The following is a 16,292-nucleotide window of genomic DNA, read 5'->3' as shown; positions in this document are numbered from 1 at the left end:
AAATAAATAAAATTTATTTTACGCCTGTTTTTTCTTGACCAACATCCGCTTAATTTCATTCAGTTTCATAAGCGCTTCTACGGGAGTAAGTGTATCAATATCAGTTTGTAATATTTCGTCTTTAATATTCTCAAGTAACGGGTCGTCTAAGTTGAAAAAACTCAATTGCATATCGTCCTGTATCGATTTCACCTTATCAGTAAGCTCTTCACTGGAATGCGATTTCTCCAACTTCTTCAGAATTTTATTAGCCCGATGTAAAACTTGTTGTGGCATTCCAGCCATTTTTGCTACATGAATACCAAAGCTATGCTCACTTCCACCATTAACCAATTTTCTTAAAAAAAGCACATTGTCTTTTAATTCCTTTACTGAAACATTGAAGTTTTTAATACGCTCGAACGTTTCGGTCATTTCATTGAGTTCGTGGTAATGCGTTGCAAAAAGCGTTTTTGGTTTTGAAGGATGTTCGTGCAAATATTCGCTAATAGCCCAAGCAATGGAAATACCGTCATACGTACTCGTACCACGACCAATTTCATCTAGCAAAACCAAACTTCTATCTGAAATATTATTAAGAATAGATGCCGTTTCGTTCATTTCAACCATAAAAGTAGATTCGCCCATCGAGATATTATCACTGGCGCCTACTCTCGTAAAAATTTTATCAACCAAGCCTATTTTAGCGTCTTGCGCTGGCACAAAACTTCCTATTTGGGCCAACAACACGATTAAAGCCGTTTGACGCAAAATAGCCGATTTACCAGACATGTTTGGCCCCGTAATCATAATGATTTGCTGCGACGTGCGGTCTAAGAACACATCGTTGGCAATATAAGCCTCTCCTAAAGGCAATTGCTTTTCGATGACAGGGTGGCGACCGTTTTTTATATCTAAATCATGCGATTCATCAATAGTTGGGTAGACGTAATTATTGTCCTTTGCCAGCTGTGCAAACCCACATAAACAATCTATCTGCCCAATTAAATAGGCATTCTGTTGAACTGCTTTTATGTATTGATTCATCCAATTTACCAATTCGCCAAACAACTGTTGCTCGATGGCCAAAATACGCTCTTCTGCTCCTAAAATTTTGGCCTCATATTCTTTTAACTCTTCCGTAATATAACGTTCGGCGTTTACCAAAGTTTGCTTCCTAATCCATTCTTCGGGAACCTTGTCTTTATGCGTATTACGTACTTCAATATAATAACCAAACACATTGTTTGATGCTATTTTTAATGACGTAATGCCTGTACGCTTACTTTCACGCTCAAGCATATCGTCTAAATAATCTTTTCCAGATTTTGACAGGTTTCTGAGTTCATCTAATTCTGAAGAAAAACCAACGGCAACCGTATTACCCTTTAGCACATTTACTGGAGCCTCTTCATTTAAGGTTTGCTTTATTTTTTCGCGGAGCACCTCGCAACTTTGTAACGTATCACCAATAATTTTAAGCGACTCATTGTCGCAATTGGTCGCCAAAACTTTAATGGGCACAATGGCTTCCAAGGAGTTTTTAAGCTGAATGACTTCGCGTGGGCTAACCTTTCCAGTAGCCGTTTTGGAAATCAACCGTTCTAAATCTCCAATATGTTTTATATGGTTTTGAATTTTTTGATGAACAGCATCTTCCTTAGTTAAAAAACTAACTACCTCATGGCGTAGTTTAATTTTATCTTTACTTTTTAAAGGCAAAGCCAACCAGCGCTTCAGGAGTCGCCCGCCCATAGGCGAAATGGTTTTATCAATGATATTTAACAGCGTTACTGCATTGTTGTTGGTTGAATTGTATAGTTCTAAATTTCGAATGGTAAACTTGTCCATCCAAACATAATCGTCTTCAGCAATACGAGCAATGGAGGTGATATGCTCTAATTTATGATGTTGCGTTTCTCCCAAATAATGAAGAATAGAACCCGATGCAATAATGCCCTCGTACAAATCTTCTATACCAAAACCTTTCAACGTTTTCGTATTAAAATGCTTTGTTAGTGTTTCGTAGGCATAATCAGTTTGATATACCCAATCTTCCAAATAAAACGTATGAAAGTCTTCTCCAAAGGTATCTTTAAAAAGTGAGCGCTTTTGCTTCGAAACCAACACTTCGCTCGGATTAAAATTTTGAAGTAATTTGTCAATATACTCAGCGTTACCCTGCGAGGTTAAAAACTCACCCGTTGAAATATCCAAAAACGAAATGCCTATATATTTTTTATCGAAATATACCGAACACAGAAAGTTGTTCGATTTTGAAACCAGCACCTCATCATTAAAAGCTACACCAGGCGTCACCAACTCCGTTACGCCCCGCTTTACAATTTTCTTGGTTTGTTTGGGATCTTCCAATTGGTCGCAAATAGCAACACGCTCCCCTGCTTTTACCAATTTTGGCAAATAAGTATTTAGCGAGTGGTGTGGAAATCCTGCCAACTCGGTTTTTTCACCGCCGTTGTTCCTATGGGTTAAAACAATGCCTAAAATACCAGCTGCACGAACTGCATCCTCACCAAAGGTTTCGTAAAAATCTCCAACACGAAATAGCAATAAAGCATCAGGGTACTTTGCTTTAATAGTATTGTACTGTTTCATTAACGGTGTTTCCTTTTTTGCTTTTTTAGCCAATGGTAAAGTGATTTTTTAATGTTATTTTTGACAAAATTGTAGCATGCAATGTACTATTAATTTCATGTTTTTTGAAGTTGATAGTTTATAAGTTATCTACAATTTAAATGAGATTTCAACAATACTACTTTGTCATGCTGAGGGCAGTCGAAGCATCCCTTAAAAAGATTGCCATGTCCTTCGTCCTCGCAATGACTTGAATTAAACAAAATGCGAAAATTAAAAAATAGCGAATTAGACCGACTGAGCGTCGATGCTTTTAAGGAAGCAAAAAAAGCACCCATCATTGTTGTTTTAGACAATATTAGAAGTTTAAACAACATCGGTTCCGTGTTTAGAACGAGCGACGCTTTTTTAATTGAAAAAATTTATCTCTGCGGCATTACAGCAAAACCACCGCACAAAGACATACATAAAACAGCATTGGGAAGTACTGACACAGTTGATTGGGAGTATGCCGAGGATACTTTAGAGATTATTGAACAATTAAAAACGGAAGGGATTACAGTATGCTCCATCGAACAAGTTGAAAACGCCACTATGCTCAACGATTTTAAAGTTGAACCCGAAACCAAGTACGCCTTAGTTTTTGGCAACGAGGTAAAAGGTGTGACCCAGAATGTGGTATCTGCCAGTGATGTAGTGATTGAAATCCCACAATTTGGAAGTAAGCATTCCTTGAACATTTCGGTGAGTTGTGGCGTTGTGGTTTGGGATGTTTTTAGTAAACTTTCAGAAATCAGAAAGTAAGTGGCACAAAAAACCAAAACACCATGGCCCACCAAAGCGGTAATGGAACAAATTTACGATAGGCATCTTTGGGGCGGAACAGAATTTGATTTTTATTCTGGTTTTGGTTCACACGACCAAGAAATCGTAAAGCCGTATTTGGAAACCGTCGTTGCTTTTTTAAAGTCTTTCAAAGAACCTCTAAAAATTTGCGATTTGGGCTGTGGCGATTTTAATATAGGTAAACATCTCTCTAAATATTCGCAAAAATATATAGCCGTAGATATTGTTGAAAAACTAATTGAACGCAACAAAATCATTTACCAAGCAAACAACTTAGAGTTCCGTTGCCTAGATATTTCAAAAGATGAACTCCCTTCGACAGATTGTCTTATTTTAAGGCAGGTACTTCAGCATTTACCTAATTCAGAAATACAAAACATATTAAACAAATTGTCCCATTATAAATATGTCATTCTTAGCGAACATATTCCTTTGGGAGATTTTTTGCCCAATTTGGATATTATTTCTGGACAAGGTATCAGAATTAAGAAAAACAGTGGTGTCGATATTTTAAAAGCGCCTTTTAATTTTAAGATTAAGGTAGAGCTATGTTTTGGCGAACATATACTAGCAAACGGCAAGGGGCGAATTGTAACCAAATTGTATCAAGTGTTTTAATTGAAAGCAGAGTAACGACACAACTATTACAAGAAAAAACAATGAACAAAATTTAGGTTTCCGTTCATAGAAACCCTATATTTTTACATACCAGAAATCGAAACTAAACCCATGAGACTTTTAATCGCTTTTTTCACCTTAGTATTAGCTTTAAGCTGCGAACAAGCTACCCAAGCCGGCCCTGATTATAGCCTGCTGGATGATATACCAACCAAAGAACAAGTCGGCCATTTGGTTATGCCAGATACCATCGCACCCGTATCGGCACCGTTTAACATGCCCTCTTTTAAAAAACCAACTTTTCCTGATGCAACCATAAATCTAATTGAGAAGCTTACTGCAAATGGAAATGAACTGGTAACGGATTTAGTTCAAGGTGCTATAGATGAACTTTCGGAAGTTGGTGGCGGAACCGTAATTATTCCCAAAGGCGAATGGAAAACAGGTCGGATTTCACTAAAAAGCAACGTTAACCTGCATATTGAAGAAGGTGCCACCCTTCGCTTTAGCACCGATGTTAAAGATTACCAACCGGCAGTTTTTACGCGTGTGGAAAGTTTGGAAGTGATGTCTTTAGGCTCATGCATTTATGCTAATGGACAAAACAACATCGCTTTAACAGGAAAAGGAAAACTTATTGGTCCTTTTGCAGGCGAAATAAAAGAACGCTCCTACACTCAGCCTATTGAAAGTTTAGTGGATTTATCAAAACCTGCTGAAGAACGTATTCATGATGGTTCTCAAGAAGACTGGATTTTACCCCCAAAATTCATTTCACCCATCAATTGCAAAAATGTTTACATCGAAGGTGTTTCATTGGAAAAGACCGCATTTTGGAACATTGTCCCTACTTATTGCAACAATGTGATTATCCGTGGGATTTATGTTGATTCATATGGTATTCCTCGTGGCGATGGCATTGATGTGGAATCTTCAAAAAATGTGCTTATTGAATATTGTACTTTAAATACGGGTGACGATTGTTTTACTATGAAATCGGGTCGTGGCGAGGACGGATTAAAAGTGAACAAACCTACCGAAAATATAGTAGTGCGCTATTGTTTGGCACAAAAAGGGCACGGTGGCATTACCTGCGGAAGTGAAACCGCTGGTGTAATTCGAAATCTCTATGTTCACGATTGCGTTTTTGAAGGCACGGTAGTCGGTATCCGATTTAAAACGCGACGTCCTAGAGGTGGCGGCGGTGAACATTTATTTTACGACAGGATACGAATGAATCTAGAAGCCACTTGCATAAAATGGGATATGTTAGGCACACCTGCCTATGTTGGTGAATTAGCCGAGCGCCTGCCAGCAAGAGAAGTTAATGCGTTAACACCTTTTTATCGCGATATTTCCATAAGCAATATTATTATTGAAAACGGCAGCCACTTTTTAAAGATTTACGGCATACCGGAGTCGCCACTTACCAATTTAACTATTGACAATGTAGACGCTAAATGCTCTAATTTGGCCATTATTCATGACGGTAAAAACATAACGGTTAAAAATACCCAAATAGCCACACCCGATAGTATCGTAGACATCCTTGAAAGCAAAAATATTTCAATGGAAAACATCAATATCATTTCCGATTATAAAAATTTTGCCTTTCCCAATGAAACTCCGCAGACGGATAATATTAATTTTATAAAGCATAATAAATAGTAAGCAAACAAAAACGCCCAACTCTTTATATCAGCAATTATCCGGGTCTATTCTTTATTTCTATAAAAAGGCCCAATTACACAAACTTGCATACAAATTTTAAAAAATGTAAATTTAATCTCCTCAAAATCCCTTCTTACCTATCTTACCAATAAATTAAGATGAAGAAATATTTAAAGATTTCAGGAATTATTGCTGCAATTATAATAGGGGCAGTTGGTGTTTTTCTTTTATATGTGGGTATCACAGACATCCCTTCTTACGCCATTGAAAAAGTTAATTTCCAAGCACAAAGCTCACCAGAATCTATTGAACGCGGAAAGAAATTGACGATGATGCTATGTGCAAATTGTCACATGAACTCAGAAACAAGAAAACTAACGGGAAAAAGAATGCTTGATGCCCCGCCAGAATTTGGTGAGGTCTATTCACAAAATATAACACAAGATAAACAATACGGCATTGGGAATTGGACTGATGGAGAACTGGTATATCTATTAAGAACAGGGATTAAAAAAAATGGACAGTATAGTCCGCCGTATATGGCAAAGTTACCAACTATGGCCGACGAAGATATTAACGCCATAATTTCGTTTTTAAAATCAGACAATCACATGGTTGTCGCTAATGCCACACCAGACATACCAACGAAACCTTCATTTTTAACCAAACTGCTTTGCCGTATGGCATTTAAACCATTTGAGATGCCAACCGAAAAAATTGAATTACCTAACCCGACTAATGAAGTGGAATTAGGGAAATATTTAGCACACAACCTGGATTGTTTTTCATGCCATTCAGCAGATTTTAAAACCAACAACTACTTAGACCCTACTTTAAGTAAGGGCTATTTTGCTGGGGGCAATAAACCTTTAGATGAACACGGAAGGGTGATGCTGACCCAAAATTTAACTTCCGATAAAGAAACTGGAATTGGGAATTGGACAAAAGAAGACTTTATTAACACCGTAAAATATGGTATTAAAAAAGGCGAAAACGCACTTCAATACCCCATGATGCCGTACACCCAGTTAACTGACAAAGAGGCGGGCGCTATATTTGAATACCTGCAAACCATACCGCCTGTAAAAAACAAGGTGGAAAGGTCCATTTACAACTAAACAACACTTTATATAAAACCACCACCTAAGTAACATTAGTGACTTTCAAAGTGTTGTTTTTGTAAGATATTTGTAGTACAAATTACTCTTGCAATGAAACTAATACAAATTTTCGTTCTGAGCTTGCTGCTTATGGGCTGCAACAACATTGAAAAGTCTAAAACAACCGCTTTTCCCCAAGACATTAGCCAAATTAGGTCCGAGCCTCCTGGCAAAAAACTTATGGAAACGTATTGCTACGTGTGCCATAACGCTCAGGCCCCCGAAGGCAACGGAAGAATTGCGCCCCCAATGGTCGCCATTAAAGCCCGTTATTTAGACTATTACAACTCTAAGGAAGATTTCGTTGATGCCTTTACTGCGTTTACAAATAACCCGAATAAGGATAATGCTATTCTTTATGGAGCGGTTAGAAGATTCGGTCTGATGCCAAAACAAGCTTTTCCTATGGGAACGGCTGAAAAAATTGCGGAATATTTATATGATTATCAAATTGAAGAGCCTGCTTGGTTTAAAGACCACATCAAAGAAAAAGGGTTTAAAAACTACAACACAGGGCGCAAAACATCAGTACTGAACGAAACAGAAAAAACCCTAGAGGGCTTAGGTTTGGAATATGCCCTCTCTACAAAAAAAGTTTTGGGAAAAAATTTAATAGGTGCCATACAAACAAAAGGTGCTCTTGAAGCCTTAGAATTTTGTAACATTAGGGCCATACCACTAACCGATAGTATGTCGGTTAGCAATAATGCAAAAATCAAAAGAGTTTCAGACAAATACAGAAACCCAAACAACAATGCTAATAGTGAAGAATTGCAATATATAGATCTTTATAAAAAAGAAGTCAGCCAAAACAATACCATTCAACCTACTGTAATTGAAAGAGATGGTAAAGTTCATTTTTATTACCCCATTGTTACCAACTCAATGTGCCTGCAATGCCATGGTACAAGCATAGACATAAATCCTGAAATTGCAGAAAAAATATTGAAATTATACCCTAAAGACCGTGCTATAGGCTATTCTGAAAATCAAGTAAGAGGAATATGGAGTATTGAATTTTATGCACCATAAATGGAGTAACAACCTTACAATTACTACCAATGACAACTTAACGGATTCTTTTAAGTTGAATATTCCATCTTTTTTAAGAAAATTTTAGTTATTTTTCTTACAATTTAGAATGCTTCTAAAATATTTTTTATCTACTTTGGCTTAGTAAACCAATACTTTTAATTCTCGTACATCTACTGGCACTATTATTTAAATAATATCACAAAAAACCAACTATGCTCAAAAACTTTATCATCCTGTCGTTTTTTTTATTCACTTGTTTGATGAATGCCCAACTTAAAGAATTATATGAAAAAGGATTTGTAGTAAAAACCAATAACGATACACTTCGCGGATATATTAAAACTGATGACTTAAAGGGGTTTTCTTGTAATGTTTCGTTTAAAACAAACCTTGAAGATGATGAAAGTAATATTTTTAACACTTCAGATTTAAAATCATTCAGAACTAAAACAGGGAAAATATTTGATTTATTAAAAGTGAAAATAAACAATAAGAAAGAAGAAATCTCTGTTTTTGCCAACTTGATTCTTGAAGGCGAAACGGCATTATATAAAAGCATCTATAAATCTTCCACTTTCTATATCGTTTCCAAAAGCAAGGAAAATTTTGCTTTACAGAAAGACGAACTAAAAACAGGAGATTCAAAAATAACCAGGTACAACTACTATGGAATCTTAAACTTGGTTACAGAAAACATGTTAAGGGAAAACAATACCGATGTTTCGTTTAGCGAAAGGGATTTTATCGAAGTCATAACTAAATTCAATACTTTAAAAGGTTTTGAAAGCAGAGATATTAGATACATAGAAAAAACAATTAGGCATTTTATCATCATGGCTGGCGCCGGAACCGGAAAAAACGAACAAGAATACTTTTTCCAAGCTATATATAGAATATTCAATCCTAAAATAAGCAGAAGTACGTCAATAAATATAGGCCTTAATTATTTTAACTACCAATATTCTGCATTGAATCTTGAAATAGATCAATCGTTAATATCTGTACCGATACAGTTTCAACAAAATTTACTAAACAAAAATATCCGCCCATATTTATTTGCTGGACCAAATGTTAGCTACTTAAGGCGAAATAGCAGCGATAAAAGGTTTGATTTAGAAAAAGGGTTTCAAAAAGACTTCGGAATAAGCTTTTTATTTGGAGGAGGCATTGAAGCAGACCTTTATAAAGGCTTAATGCTAAAAAGTGAATATAGGCACGAAACTTTTTCGCACACCATACTTTTTGGAATTGGTTATAATTTTTCAAAATGATTAACCTTTATTCTAAAACATTATTTTCTCACCTAAATCAATATGACAAAAGCGTCTTCAGTTCATTACTTATAATATTCCTTTTTAGGGTTTAAATTCTTTTTTACTAAATTTATGATTACTGAAGAATGATGTTAGCTTACCGTTCTAAACAAAAACAATAAACTAAACTAAAAGGTATGCCCAAAAAACTAATCACATTTGGAGAAGTCATGATGCGCCTATCCCCACCTGGCTATTCAAAATTCGCCCAAGCAAATTCTCTGGAACTTGTTTATGGAGGTGGCGAAGCGAATGTAGCCATTTCATGTGCCTACCTCGGCATGAAAGCAGCCCATGTTACCCGCTTTCCCGAAAATGCACTTGGAAGAGCGGCCACTCAATTTTTACGCAAACATTGGTTAAGCACAGAACATGTGTTTTATGGCGACAAAATGATGGGGAAATATTTTCTCGAAAAAGGCGCTGTACATCGGCCAAGTGAGGTCATTTATGAAAGGGAAGGTTCCGCTTTCTCTTTAATTGAACCATCAATGATAGACTGGGAACACGTTCTTAAAGATGCTGACTGGTTCCATTGGACCGGAATCACCCCCGCCATTTCGGAAGGTGCTGCATTGTGTTGTTTAGAAGCCATTAAAACAGCCAACAAAATGGGCATAAAAGTTTCTGGGGATATTAATTCACGAAAGAATATGTGGAAATATGGAAAGACCATGCAAGAAGTAATGCCAGAGTTGGTGAAAAATTGTGATATTGTAATCACTAGCTCGCGTGGAATCAATGAGATGTTTGGGATTGGTGAAGTTGGTAGGAAATTCCAGGATTCAGCAGAAAAGCTCATGGATAAATTTCCAAAAATTGAAAAAGTAGTTAGAAAAACAAGGAAGTCCATAAGCGCTTCGCACCAGCAAATACAAGGAAAAATATGGAATGGCGAGGACTACATAAAGGCCGAATTATTGAACATCTCCCATGTGATTGACCGTGTTGGCACAGGCGACGCCTTTGCTTCTGGTCTAATCTATGGTCTTTTGCATTATGATGACGATCTACAGGCTTTGAATTTTGCAACAGCTTCTTGTGCTCTCAAGCATACCGTTCCTGGAGACGTAAATTTAGTATCATTAGAAAACGTAATAGACTTAATGGAAGGAGACACTTCGGGAGCAATAAAAAGATAACGCTTTTATTAATTTTGAACTGGAATCTTTTTGGAAGAAAGTGATTTAGAAAACTGACATATTCAGGGGCGTGGTAAACAAAATCTACGCCCCACAAATCTCACCCAAAACCCACAAATAATCGGCACGGATTTCCACAAAATCTCTATCGGAAATATCGATTATTTTTATGTTAAAGTCGGTTTGCGATTTCAAAAAATCCAAATAGCCTATGTTTATTTTTTCTAAATAATCATCGGCAATATTTTGCTCGTAATCACGACCCCGTTTTTTTATATTGATTTGTAAACGTTTGGTGTTTTGATATAAATAAACATATAAATCAGGCTTTTTTAAATCCTTGTACATCAAATTAAACAACTTTCTGTACAGCATAAACTCATCTTCATGCAAAGTGATTTTCGAGAAAATAATCGATTTAAACACATCGTAATCACTTACAATAAAATCTTTAAACAAATCGAGTTGCGCTAAATCATCACTTATTTGTTGGTAACGGTCGGCCAAAAACGACATTTCAAGAGCAAAGGCGTAACGGTTGGCATCCTCATAAAACTTAGGCAAAAAAGGATTATCGGCAAATCGTTCTAAAATCAATTTTGCATTAAAATCATTTGCTATTTTATTGGCTAAACTGGTTTTTCCTGCACCGATATTACCTTCAATGGCTATGTAGTTGTAGTCTGAAAAACCAAAAGTTTTACTGGGGTTTTTTAACCATATATTAACCGGCTCCAATTCCGATTGGTCCATACATTCCTCCAACAATATCGATACTTCTTTACCCAAAACTGGATGCTTTTCTTTTTGAGCTATATCGTTTAGCGGCAACAATACAAAGCGCCTATTTTGCATTTCGGGGTGTGGTAATTGTAGAGTTTCAGTATTGACAACATGGTCTTCAGCAAAAACGATGTCTAAATCAATAGTTCTAGCTTCGTAGCCCGCTCCTGCGCTTCGAACCCTTCCCAATTCTGTTTCAATTTCAAGCAGTTTATCTAGTACTTTTTGTGGCTGCAATCTACTACTTAAGGCCAAACAACAGTTTAAAAAATCGTCACCTTCAAAACCAAATGCCTGCGAATTATAAACTCTTGAAATCTTGGTAATATGACCAATGTCATTATAAATCGCATCAACCGCACTTTGCAGGTTTTTAAACTTATCTCCTTTATTGCTACCTAGTGCAATGTAAAATTTGGTTGACTTCATCATTCTGCAGCAAATTAATAAAAAGTAAATGGTTTACTTTATATTTACAGTACGTAATTTATTCACAACAACACCCAAAAAATTCATTGCCATGCCAGTAATAAAACCTGTAAACGGAAAATCTCCACAAATACCAAATGATTGTTTTATAGCCGAAAACGCAACCATTGTGGGTGATGTAACCATGGGCAAACAATGTAGTATATGGTTTAGCGCTGTGGTTCGAGGCGATGTAAATTTCATAAAAATGGGCAACAAAGTTAACGTGCAAGATGGTGCCGTAATACATTGCACTTACCAAAAAAACGCCACTACCATTGGAAACAACGTATCTATTGGACACAACGCCTTGGTGCATGGCTGTACTATAAAAGACAATGTTTTGGTAGGCATGGGAAGCATTATTATGGATGGCGCCATCGTTGAAAGTAACAGCATTATTGCGGCCGGTGCCGTAGTTACCCAAAACACCAAGGTAGAAGCCGGAAGCATTTACGCCGGTGTGCCCGCAAAAAAAGTAAAAGATGTTAGTAAGGAATTAATCTCGGGTGAAATTAACCGCATTGCCAACAATTACATAAAATACTCCAATTGGTTTAAAGAATAATTATGGCGTTACCCTTCCCGATAGCTATCGGGAGGGTCGGGCTTTTCTTTTCAATCTTTTTGCTCATACTTTACAAAAAGGATTTCCTCTGCAATCCCTAACGCACCCCATCCAAAAGCCAGTAATCCCAGCCAAGCATTTTTCCTATTTCAACCCAAAAACCTTAAAAAATAGTTAAATTTTATTAATTTTACGCTCTTTTTCAAAGAAAAATTCCGTTTTATTAGGATTTTCGATTAAATCGTTTATGTTGTATAAATATATAATAAAACTTACAAACAATATATGAGGCAATTAAAAATCACGAAACAAGTTACCAACCGCGAATCGAAATCCTTAGACAAATACCTTCAAGACATTAGCAAAATACCCTTAATTACCGCAGACGAGGAGGTAGAATTAGCCCAGCGTATCAAAAAAGGAGACCAAAAGGCATTGGATAAACTTACAACAGCGAATTTGCGCTTTGTAGTTTCTGTCTCAAAACAATATCAAAATCAAGGCTTAAAACTCCCCGACTTAATCAACGAAGGCAACGCTGGCTTGGTAAAAGCAGCTAAACGATTTGACGAAACCCGTGGCTTTAAATTTATTTCTTATGCCGTTTGGTGGATTCGTCAAGCAATTCTTCAAGCTTTAGCCGAACAATCTCGAATAGTTAGATTACCTTTGAACAAAATTGGATCAATAAATAAAATCAATAAGGCCTATTCGCATTTAGAGCAAACACACGAACGAGCACCAAGCGCCCATGAAATTGCCAATAGTTTGGAACTTACAGAAAACAATGTAAAGCAATCTCTGAAAATTTCGGGCAGACATGTATCGATGGATGCACCTTTAAAGGATGGTGAAGACTTTAGTTTGTACGATGTCGTTAAAACGGAAGAAATGCCGAGTCCGGATTCTGATTTAATTAAAGATTCGCTAAATGTAGAAGTTAACCGTGCGCTAGACACGCTATCTGAAAAAGAAGCCGAAGTGATTAGGCATTATTACGGCATTAGCAAAAAACACTCGATGAGCCTACAGGAAATAGGCGATGCTTTTGGATTAACAAGAGAGCGGGTAAGACAAATAAAGGAAAAAGGTATCCGTAGATTACGACATACCTCAAAAAGTAAAGTATTAAAAACGTATTTAGGATAATCCTAAATCATTAAATAGACAAAAATCGATATATGTTAAAAATTATTGTAAAAGATGGCGAAAACATAGAGCGTGCCTTAAAACGCTACAAACGTAAACACCGTAACATTAAAGTGATGCAAAACTTAAGGGAAAATCAATTTTTCACAAAACCTTCTGTTAAAAGACGTCGCGAAATTCAAAAAGCGGCTTACATTCAAAATTTAAGAGACCAAGAAGATATTTAATATAAAAAAACGTCTCGCCTTTTTATTAAAATATGGTGAGGCGTTTTTTATTCTTTGTTATAGTTAATAGGTCTGTCTTCATAGAAATTATCGAATGTTTTGTCTGTAGTATACTTATCTTTCAAAGCCTTGTACACCATTATCAAAACAATTAGCTGCCCAAAACACATAGTGTAAAACACAATACCGAAGGGCATATTCATACTTACCATGATGGTTAGCATCACGAGAATAAACGTGGCGAGAGCCACGTAAAACATAACTGGGATTTTCATTTTTTATTTATAATATAGTAAAAATCCAGCACTTAATCAACTTTTATCGTTGGCCCCCAGCTTATTGAATCCCTATTTGCACCACCAAACCTTCATTAGCACGTACATTAAAAACGGTATTATCTTCAAAAATGAGGTACTGTCCTTTTACACCAACTAATTTTCCAGTGTAGTGTTCTTCTTTTTTAATATTTAAACTCTTTGGCTTTTCAGGATATTTTAAAACTGGGAATTCTAAATTGGTTTCACTATTGCTTTCAATATAATATTCCCGTGCCTGATCAGGTATATAGTCTTTCAATTTTTCGCGCCACTCTACCAAATTTTCATCCTTAATTTCATTTTTAAGCATGGTACGCCAATTGGTTTTATCGCTCACATGTTCTTTTAACGCCACCTCTGTTATTCCTGCTAAATATCTATTGGGTACTTCCACTATCTCAATAGCCTCATGCGCCCCCTGGTCAATCCAACGCGTGGGTACTTGACTTTTTCTGGTCACCCCTACTTTTACATTGCTGGAATTAGCCAAATAAACAATATGTGGTTGGAGCTGAACTTTTTTCTCATATTCTAAATCCCGGTCTTCTTTATCTAAATGTGCAGTACTTAATTCTGGTCGCATTACCCAATCGGCGGCCTGAGGCACATCATAAAAACAACTTTTACAAAACCCTTGCCTGTAAATAGGCTTGTTTAAACCACAATTTAAACATTGGTATTTAACAAATTGCAAACCAATAGTTTTACCAAGTAATTGGTTCACATTTATAAAGTCGCTATCAAACACCAAATAATATTGAATGGGGCTTGAAAATTCTGTTTCCATTTTTGTTAAAACACCTTGGTAGGTCATAAAAAAAAGTATTATTTTTAAAAACTTAAAGATAAAGGAAATATGCCAATACCGATAGTAAATTCCATTGCTTCTTGGTTTCTAAAAAAACGGTTCCACCAAATCGAACTTTTTTTAAAATACCCCAACGAAGTACAAAACGAATTACTATTAAGCCTTATCAACACGGCCAAAAACACAGAGTTTGGTAAAACTTATGATTTCGCATCCATTAAAAATTACCAAACATTTGCAGAACGCGTTCCTATAAAAAACTACGATGACTGGCAAGACGATATCGAACGTAGTCGAAGAGGCGAAAACAATATCTTTTGGCCCACACCTATTAAATGGTTTGCCAAATCAAGTGGCACCACAAGGGCTAAAAGTAAATTTATTCCCGTAAGCTTAGAATCGCTTGAAGACTGCCATTATGCAGCTAGTAAAGATTTACTTTGCATGTACCTTAACAACAACGAAAACTCACAACTATTCACCGGAAAAAGCCTAAGGCTTGGTGGCAGCAAAGAGCTTTACAAAGAAAACGGAACTGTGTTTGGCGACTTATCCGCAATTTTGATTGACAATATGCCATTTTGGGCCGAATTTAGCAGCACACCAAGTAATAAGGTATCGCTAATGAGCGATTGGGAACACAAGATGCAAGCCATAGTAAATGAAACGATAAACGAAAAAGTTACCAGCCTCGCTGGTGTGCCATCATGGATGTTGGTATTGCTTAACAACGTTTTAGAAACCACTGGTAAAAATAGCATTCTCGATGTTTGGCCAAATCTGGAAGTTTACTTTCACGGTGGTGTTAGTTTTATTCCTTACAAAGACCAATACAAAAAAATATTACCAAGTAAATCTTTTAAATACTACGAAACCTACAACGCTTCAGAAGGTTTTTTCGCCATCCAGGACCGCAATAATTCTAGTGAGCTCTTACTGATGTTAGATTATGGTATTTTTTATGAATTTATACCCATGCACCTATATGGCACATCAAAAGAAAAAGCCATACCGTTGAGCGAAGTACAGCTTGGCAAAAATTACGCCGTCATTATCACTACCAATGCCGGATTATGGCGATATAAAATTGGAGATACTATAAAATTCACTTCCTTAAACCCGTACAGGATTAAAATTTCAGGACGCACCAAGCATCATATTAATGTTTTTGGAGAAGAACTCATTATCGAAAATGCCGAGAGCGCACTAAAAAAAGTGTGCAAACGTACCAAAGCAGAAATTGTTGATTTCACGGCCGCTCCCATATATATGCAAGGTAAAGAAAAGGGAGCCCACCAATGGTTAATAGAGTTTAAAACACTTCCAAAGGATATCGACTATTTTAATGAATTATTTGATAATGCCCTAAAGGCATTAAATTCAGATTATGAAGCCAAACGATATAACAACATCACCCTTAATAAGCCGAAAATTAGCTTAGCTCGTAAAAACCTTTTTTACGATTGGTTAAAACTGAACAACAAACTTGGCGGACAGCATAAAATACCTAGGCTTTCAAATACTAGAGAATACATGGAAGAACTTTTAAGATTGAACCTTTAAAGCCAATTGCTCAGCTTAAAATCTACAAGCCAACAGTGTCGAGTTGAAAA

15 protein-coding genes are annotated in these 16,292 nt (G+C 36.3%); 11 read left to right on the top strand and 4 right to left on the bottom strand.

All coding sequences use genetic code 11. From position 1 onward, the window contains the following. Window positions 1-18 precede the first annotated feature (18 nt). Window positions 19-2,628, bottom strand: a complete 2,610-nt coding sequence (mutS, locus tag ACIEHO_RS07550) for a DNA mismatch repair protein MutS (protein WP_406970267.1) — start codon at window positions 2,626-2,628, stop codon at window positions 19-21. A gap of 210 nt (window positions 2,629-2,838) precedes the next feature. Between mutS and ACIEHO_RS07545 the strand changes: the two genes are divergently transcribed. The 7 genes from ACIEHO_RS07545 (at window position 2,839) to ACIEHO_RS07515 (ending at window position 10,359) form a co-directional block, all read left to right on the top strand. Next, complete coding sequence (locus tag ACIEHO_RS07545; RefSeq protein WP_406970265.1) at window positions 2,839-3,378, top strand: RNA methyltransferase; 540 nt, start codon at window positions 2,839-2,841, stop codon at window positions 3,376-3,378. Then, window positions 3,379-4,038 carry a class I SAM-dependent methyltransferase gene (locus ACIEHO_RS07540; RefSeq protein WP_406970263.1) on the top strand — a complete coding sequence of 220 codons (660 nt, stop codon included), beginning with the start codon at window positions 3,379-3,381 and terminating at the stop codon, window positions 4,036-4,038. Window positions 4,039-4,149: 111 nt separating this feature from the next. Next, window positions 4,150-5,706 carry a glycoside hydrolase family 28 protein gene (locus ACIEHO_RS07535; RefSeq protein WP_406970261.1) on the top strand — a complete coding sequence of 519 codons (1,557 nt, stop codon included), beginning with the start codon at window positions 4,150-4,152 and terminating at the stop codon, window positions 5,704-5,706. 161 nt (window positions 5,707-5,867) lie between these two features. Then, a complete protein-coding gene (locus ACIEHO_RS07530) occupies window positions 5,868-6,827 on the top strand; it encodes a cytochrome c (RefSeq protein WP_406970259.1) in 960 nt (319 codons plus the stop codon). A gap of 93 nt (window positions 6,828-6,920) precedes the next feature. Then, a complete protein-coding gene (locus ACIEHO_RS07525) occupies window positions 6,921-7,901 on the top strand; it encodes a Tll0287-like domain-containing protein (protein WP_406970258.1) in 981 nt (326 codons plus the stop codon). 215 nt (window positions 7,902-8,116) lie between these two features. Next, window positions 8,117-9,175 (top strand): hypothetical protein, encoded by a 1,059-nt coding sequence (locus ACIEHO_RS07520; protein ID WP_406970256.1) that lies wholly within the window; start codon window positions 8,117-8,119, stop codon window positions 9,173-9,175. 179 nt (window positions 9,176-9,354) lie between these two features. Next, window positions 9,355-10,359, top strand: coding sequence for a sugar kinase (locus tag ACIEHO_RS07515; protein ID WP_406970254.1), 1,005 nt, complete (start codon window positions 9,355-9,357; stop codon window positions 10,357-10,359). A gap of 84 nt (window positions 10,360-10,443) precedes the next feature. On the opposite strand, the gene folK is transcribed toward ACIEHO_RS07515, so the two are convergent. Continuing rightward, window positions 10,444-11,571 carry a 2-amino-4-hydroxy-6-hydroxymethyldihydropteridine diphosphokinase gene (folK, locus tag ACIEHO_RS07510; protein WP_406970546.1) on the bottom strand — a complete coding sequence of 376 codons (1,128 nt, stop codon included), beginning with the start codon at window positions 11,569-11,571 and terminating at the stop codon, window positions 10,444-10,446. Window positions 11,572-11,662: 91 nt separating this feature from the next. On the opposite strand from folK, the gene ACIEHO_RS07505 reads away from it, so the two are divergent. The 3 genes from ACIEHO_RS07505 (at window position 11,663) to rpsU (ending at window position 13,554) form a co-directional block, all read left to right on the top strand. Beyond that, window positions 11,663-12,178, top strand: a complete 516-nt coding sequence (locus ACIEHO_RS07505; RefSeq protein ID WP_406970252.1) for a gamma carbonic anhydrase family protein — start codon at window positions 11,663-11,665, stop codon at window positions 12,176-12,178. 285 nt (window positions 12,179-12,463) lie between these two features. Next, window positions 12,464-13,327 carry a sigma-70 family RNA polymerase sigma factor gene (locus ACIEHO_RS07500; protein ID WP_406970250.1) on the top strand — a complete coding sequence of 288 codons (864 nt, stop codon included), beginning with the start codon at window positions 12,464-12,466 and terminating at the stop codon, window positions 13,325-13,327. Between the two features lie 32 nt (window positions 13,328-13,359). Next, window positions 13,360-13,554 carry a 30S ribosomal protein S21 gene (rpsU, locus tag ACIEHO_RS07495; protein ID WP_406970248.1) on the top strand — a complete coding sequence of 65 codons (195 nt, stop codon included), beginning with the start codon at window positions 13,360-13,362 and terminating at the stop codon, window positions 13,552-13,554. Window positions 13,555-13,601: 47 nt separating this feature from the next. Here rpsU and ACIEHO_RS07490 read toward each other — a convergent pair whose 3' ends face one another. After that, the gene (locus tag ACIEHO_RS07490) at window positions 13,602-13,829 is read right to left on the bottom strand and encodes a hypothetical protein (protein ID WP_406970246.1); all 228 of its coding nucleotides are present in this window, start codon (window positions 13,827-13,829) and stop codon (window positions 13,602-13,604) included. Between the two features lie 61 nt (window positions 13,830-13,890). Beyond that, window positions 13,891-14,685, bottom strand: coding sequence for a DUF2797 domain-containing protein (locus ACIEHO_RS07485; protein WP_406970244.1), 795 nt, complete (start codon window positions 14,683-14,685; stop codon window positions 13,891-13,893). Window positions 14,686-14,727: 42 nt separating this feature from the next. Between ACIEHO_RS07485 and ACIEHO_RS07480 the strand changes: the two genes are divergently transcribed. Continuing rightward, complete coding sequence (locus ACIEHO_RS07480) at window positions 14,728-16,242, top strand: GH3 auxin-responsive promoter family protein (protein WP_406970242.1); 1,515 nt, start codon at window positions 14,728-14,730, stop codon at window positions 16,240-16,242. Window positions 16,243-16,292: the final 50 nt, after the last annotated feature.

It is taken from the genome of Flavisericum labens (assembly GCF_045446075.1).
GTDB lineage: Bacteria > Bacteroidota > Bacteroidia > Flavobacteriales > Flavobacteriaceae > Flavisericum > Flavisericum labens.
Note: the sequence above shows the minus strand (reverse complement) of the source record. Positions and strands in the feature narration are given on the sequence as shown.

Bases quoted from the DNA above. Each gene is read 5' to 3' on its own strand.
- ACIEHO_RS07530 (WP_406970259.1), top strand. From the start codon at position 5,868: ATGAAGAAATATTTAAAGATTTCAGGAATTATTGCTGCAATTATAATA.
- ACIEHO_RS07485 (WP_406970244.1), bottom strand. From the start codon at position 14,685: ATGACCTACCAAGGTGTTTTAACAAAAATGGAAACAGAATTTTCAAGC.
- ACIEHO_RS07525 (WP_406970258.1), top strand. From the start codon at position 6,921: ATGAAACTAATACAAATTTTCGTTCTGAGCTTGCTGCTTATGGGCTGC.
- ACIEHO_RS07505 (WP_406970252.1), top strand. From the start codon at position 11,663: ATGCCAGTAATAAAACCTGTAAACGGAAAATCTCCACAAATACCAAAT.
- ACIEHO_RS07490 (WP_406970246.1), bottom strand. From the start codon at position 13,829: ATGAAAATCCCAGTTATGTTTTACGTGGCTCTCGCCACGTTTATTCTC.
- ACIEHO_RS07515 (WP_406970254.1), top strand. From the start codon at position 9,355: ATGCCCAAAAAACTAATCACATTTGGAGAAGTCATGATGCGCCTATCC.
- ACIEHO_RS07500 (WP_406970250.1), top strand. From the start codon at position 12,464: ATGAGGCAATTAAAAATCACGAAACAAGTTACCAACCGCGAATCGAAA.
- ACIEHO_RS07520 (WP_406970256.1), top strand. From the start codon at position 8,117: ATGCTCAAAAACTTTATCATCCTGTCGTTTTTTTTATTCACTTGTTTG.
- ACIEHO_RS07480 (WP_406970242.1), top strand. From the start codon at position 14,728: ATGCCAATACCGATAGTAAATTCCATTGCTTCTTGGTTTCTAAAAAAA.
- rpsU (WP_406970248.1), top strand. From the start codon at position 13,360: ATGTTAAAAATTATTGTAAAAGATGGCGAAAACATAGAGCGTGCCTTA.
- folK (WP_406970546.1), bottom strand. From the start codon at position 11,571: ATGAAGTCAACCAAATTTTACATTGCACTAGGTAGCAATAAAGGAGAT.
- ACIEHO_RS07535 (WP_406970261.1), top strand. From the start codon at position 4,150: ATGAGACTTTTAATCGCTTTTTTCACCTTAGTATTAGCTTTAAGCTGC.
- ACIEHO_RS07545 (WP_406970265.1), top strand. From the start codon at position 2,839: ATGCGAAAATTAAAAAATAGCGAATTAGACCGACTGAGCGTCGATGCT.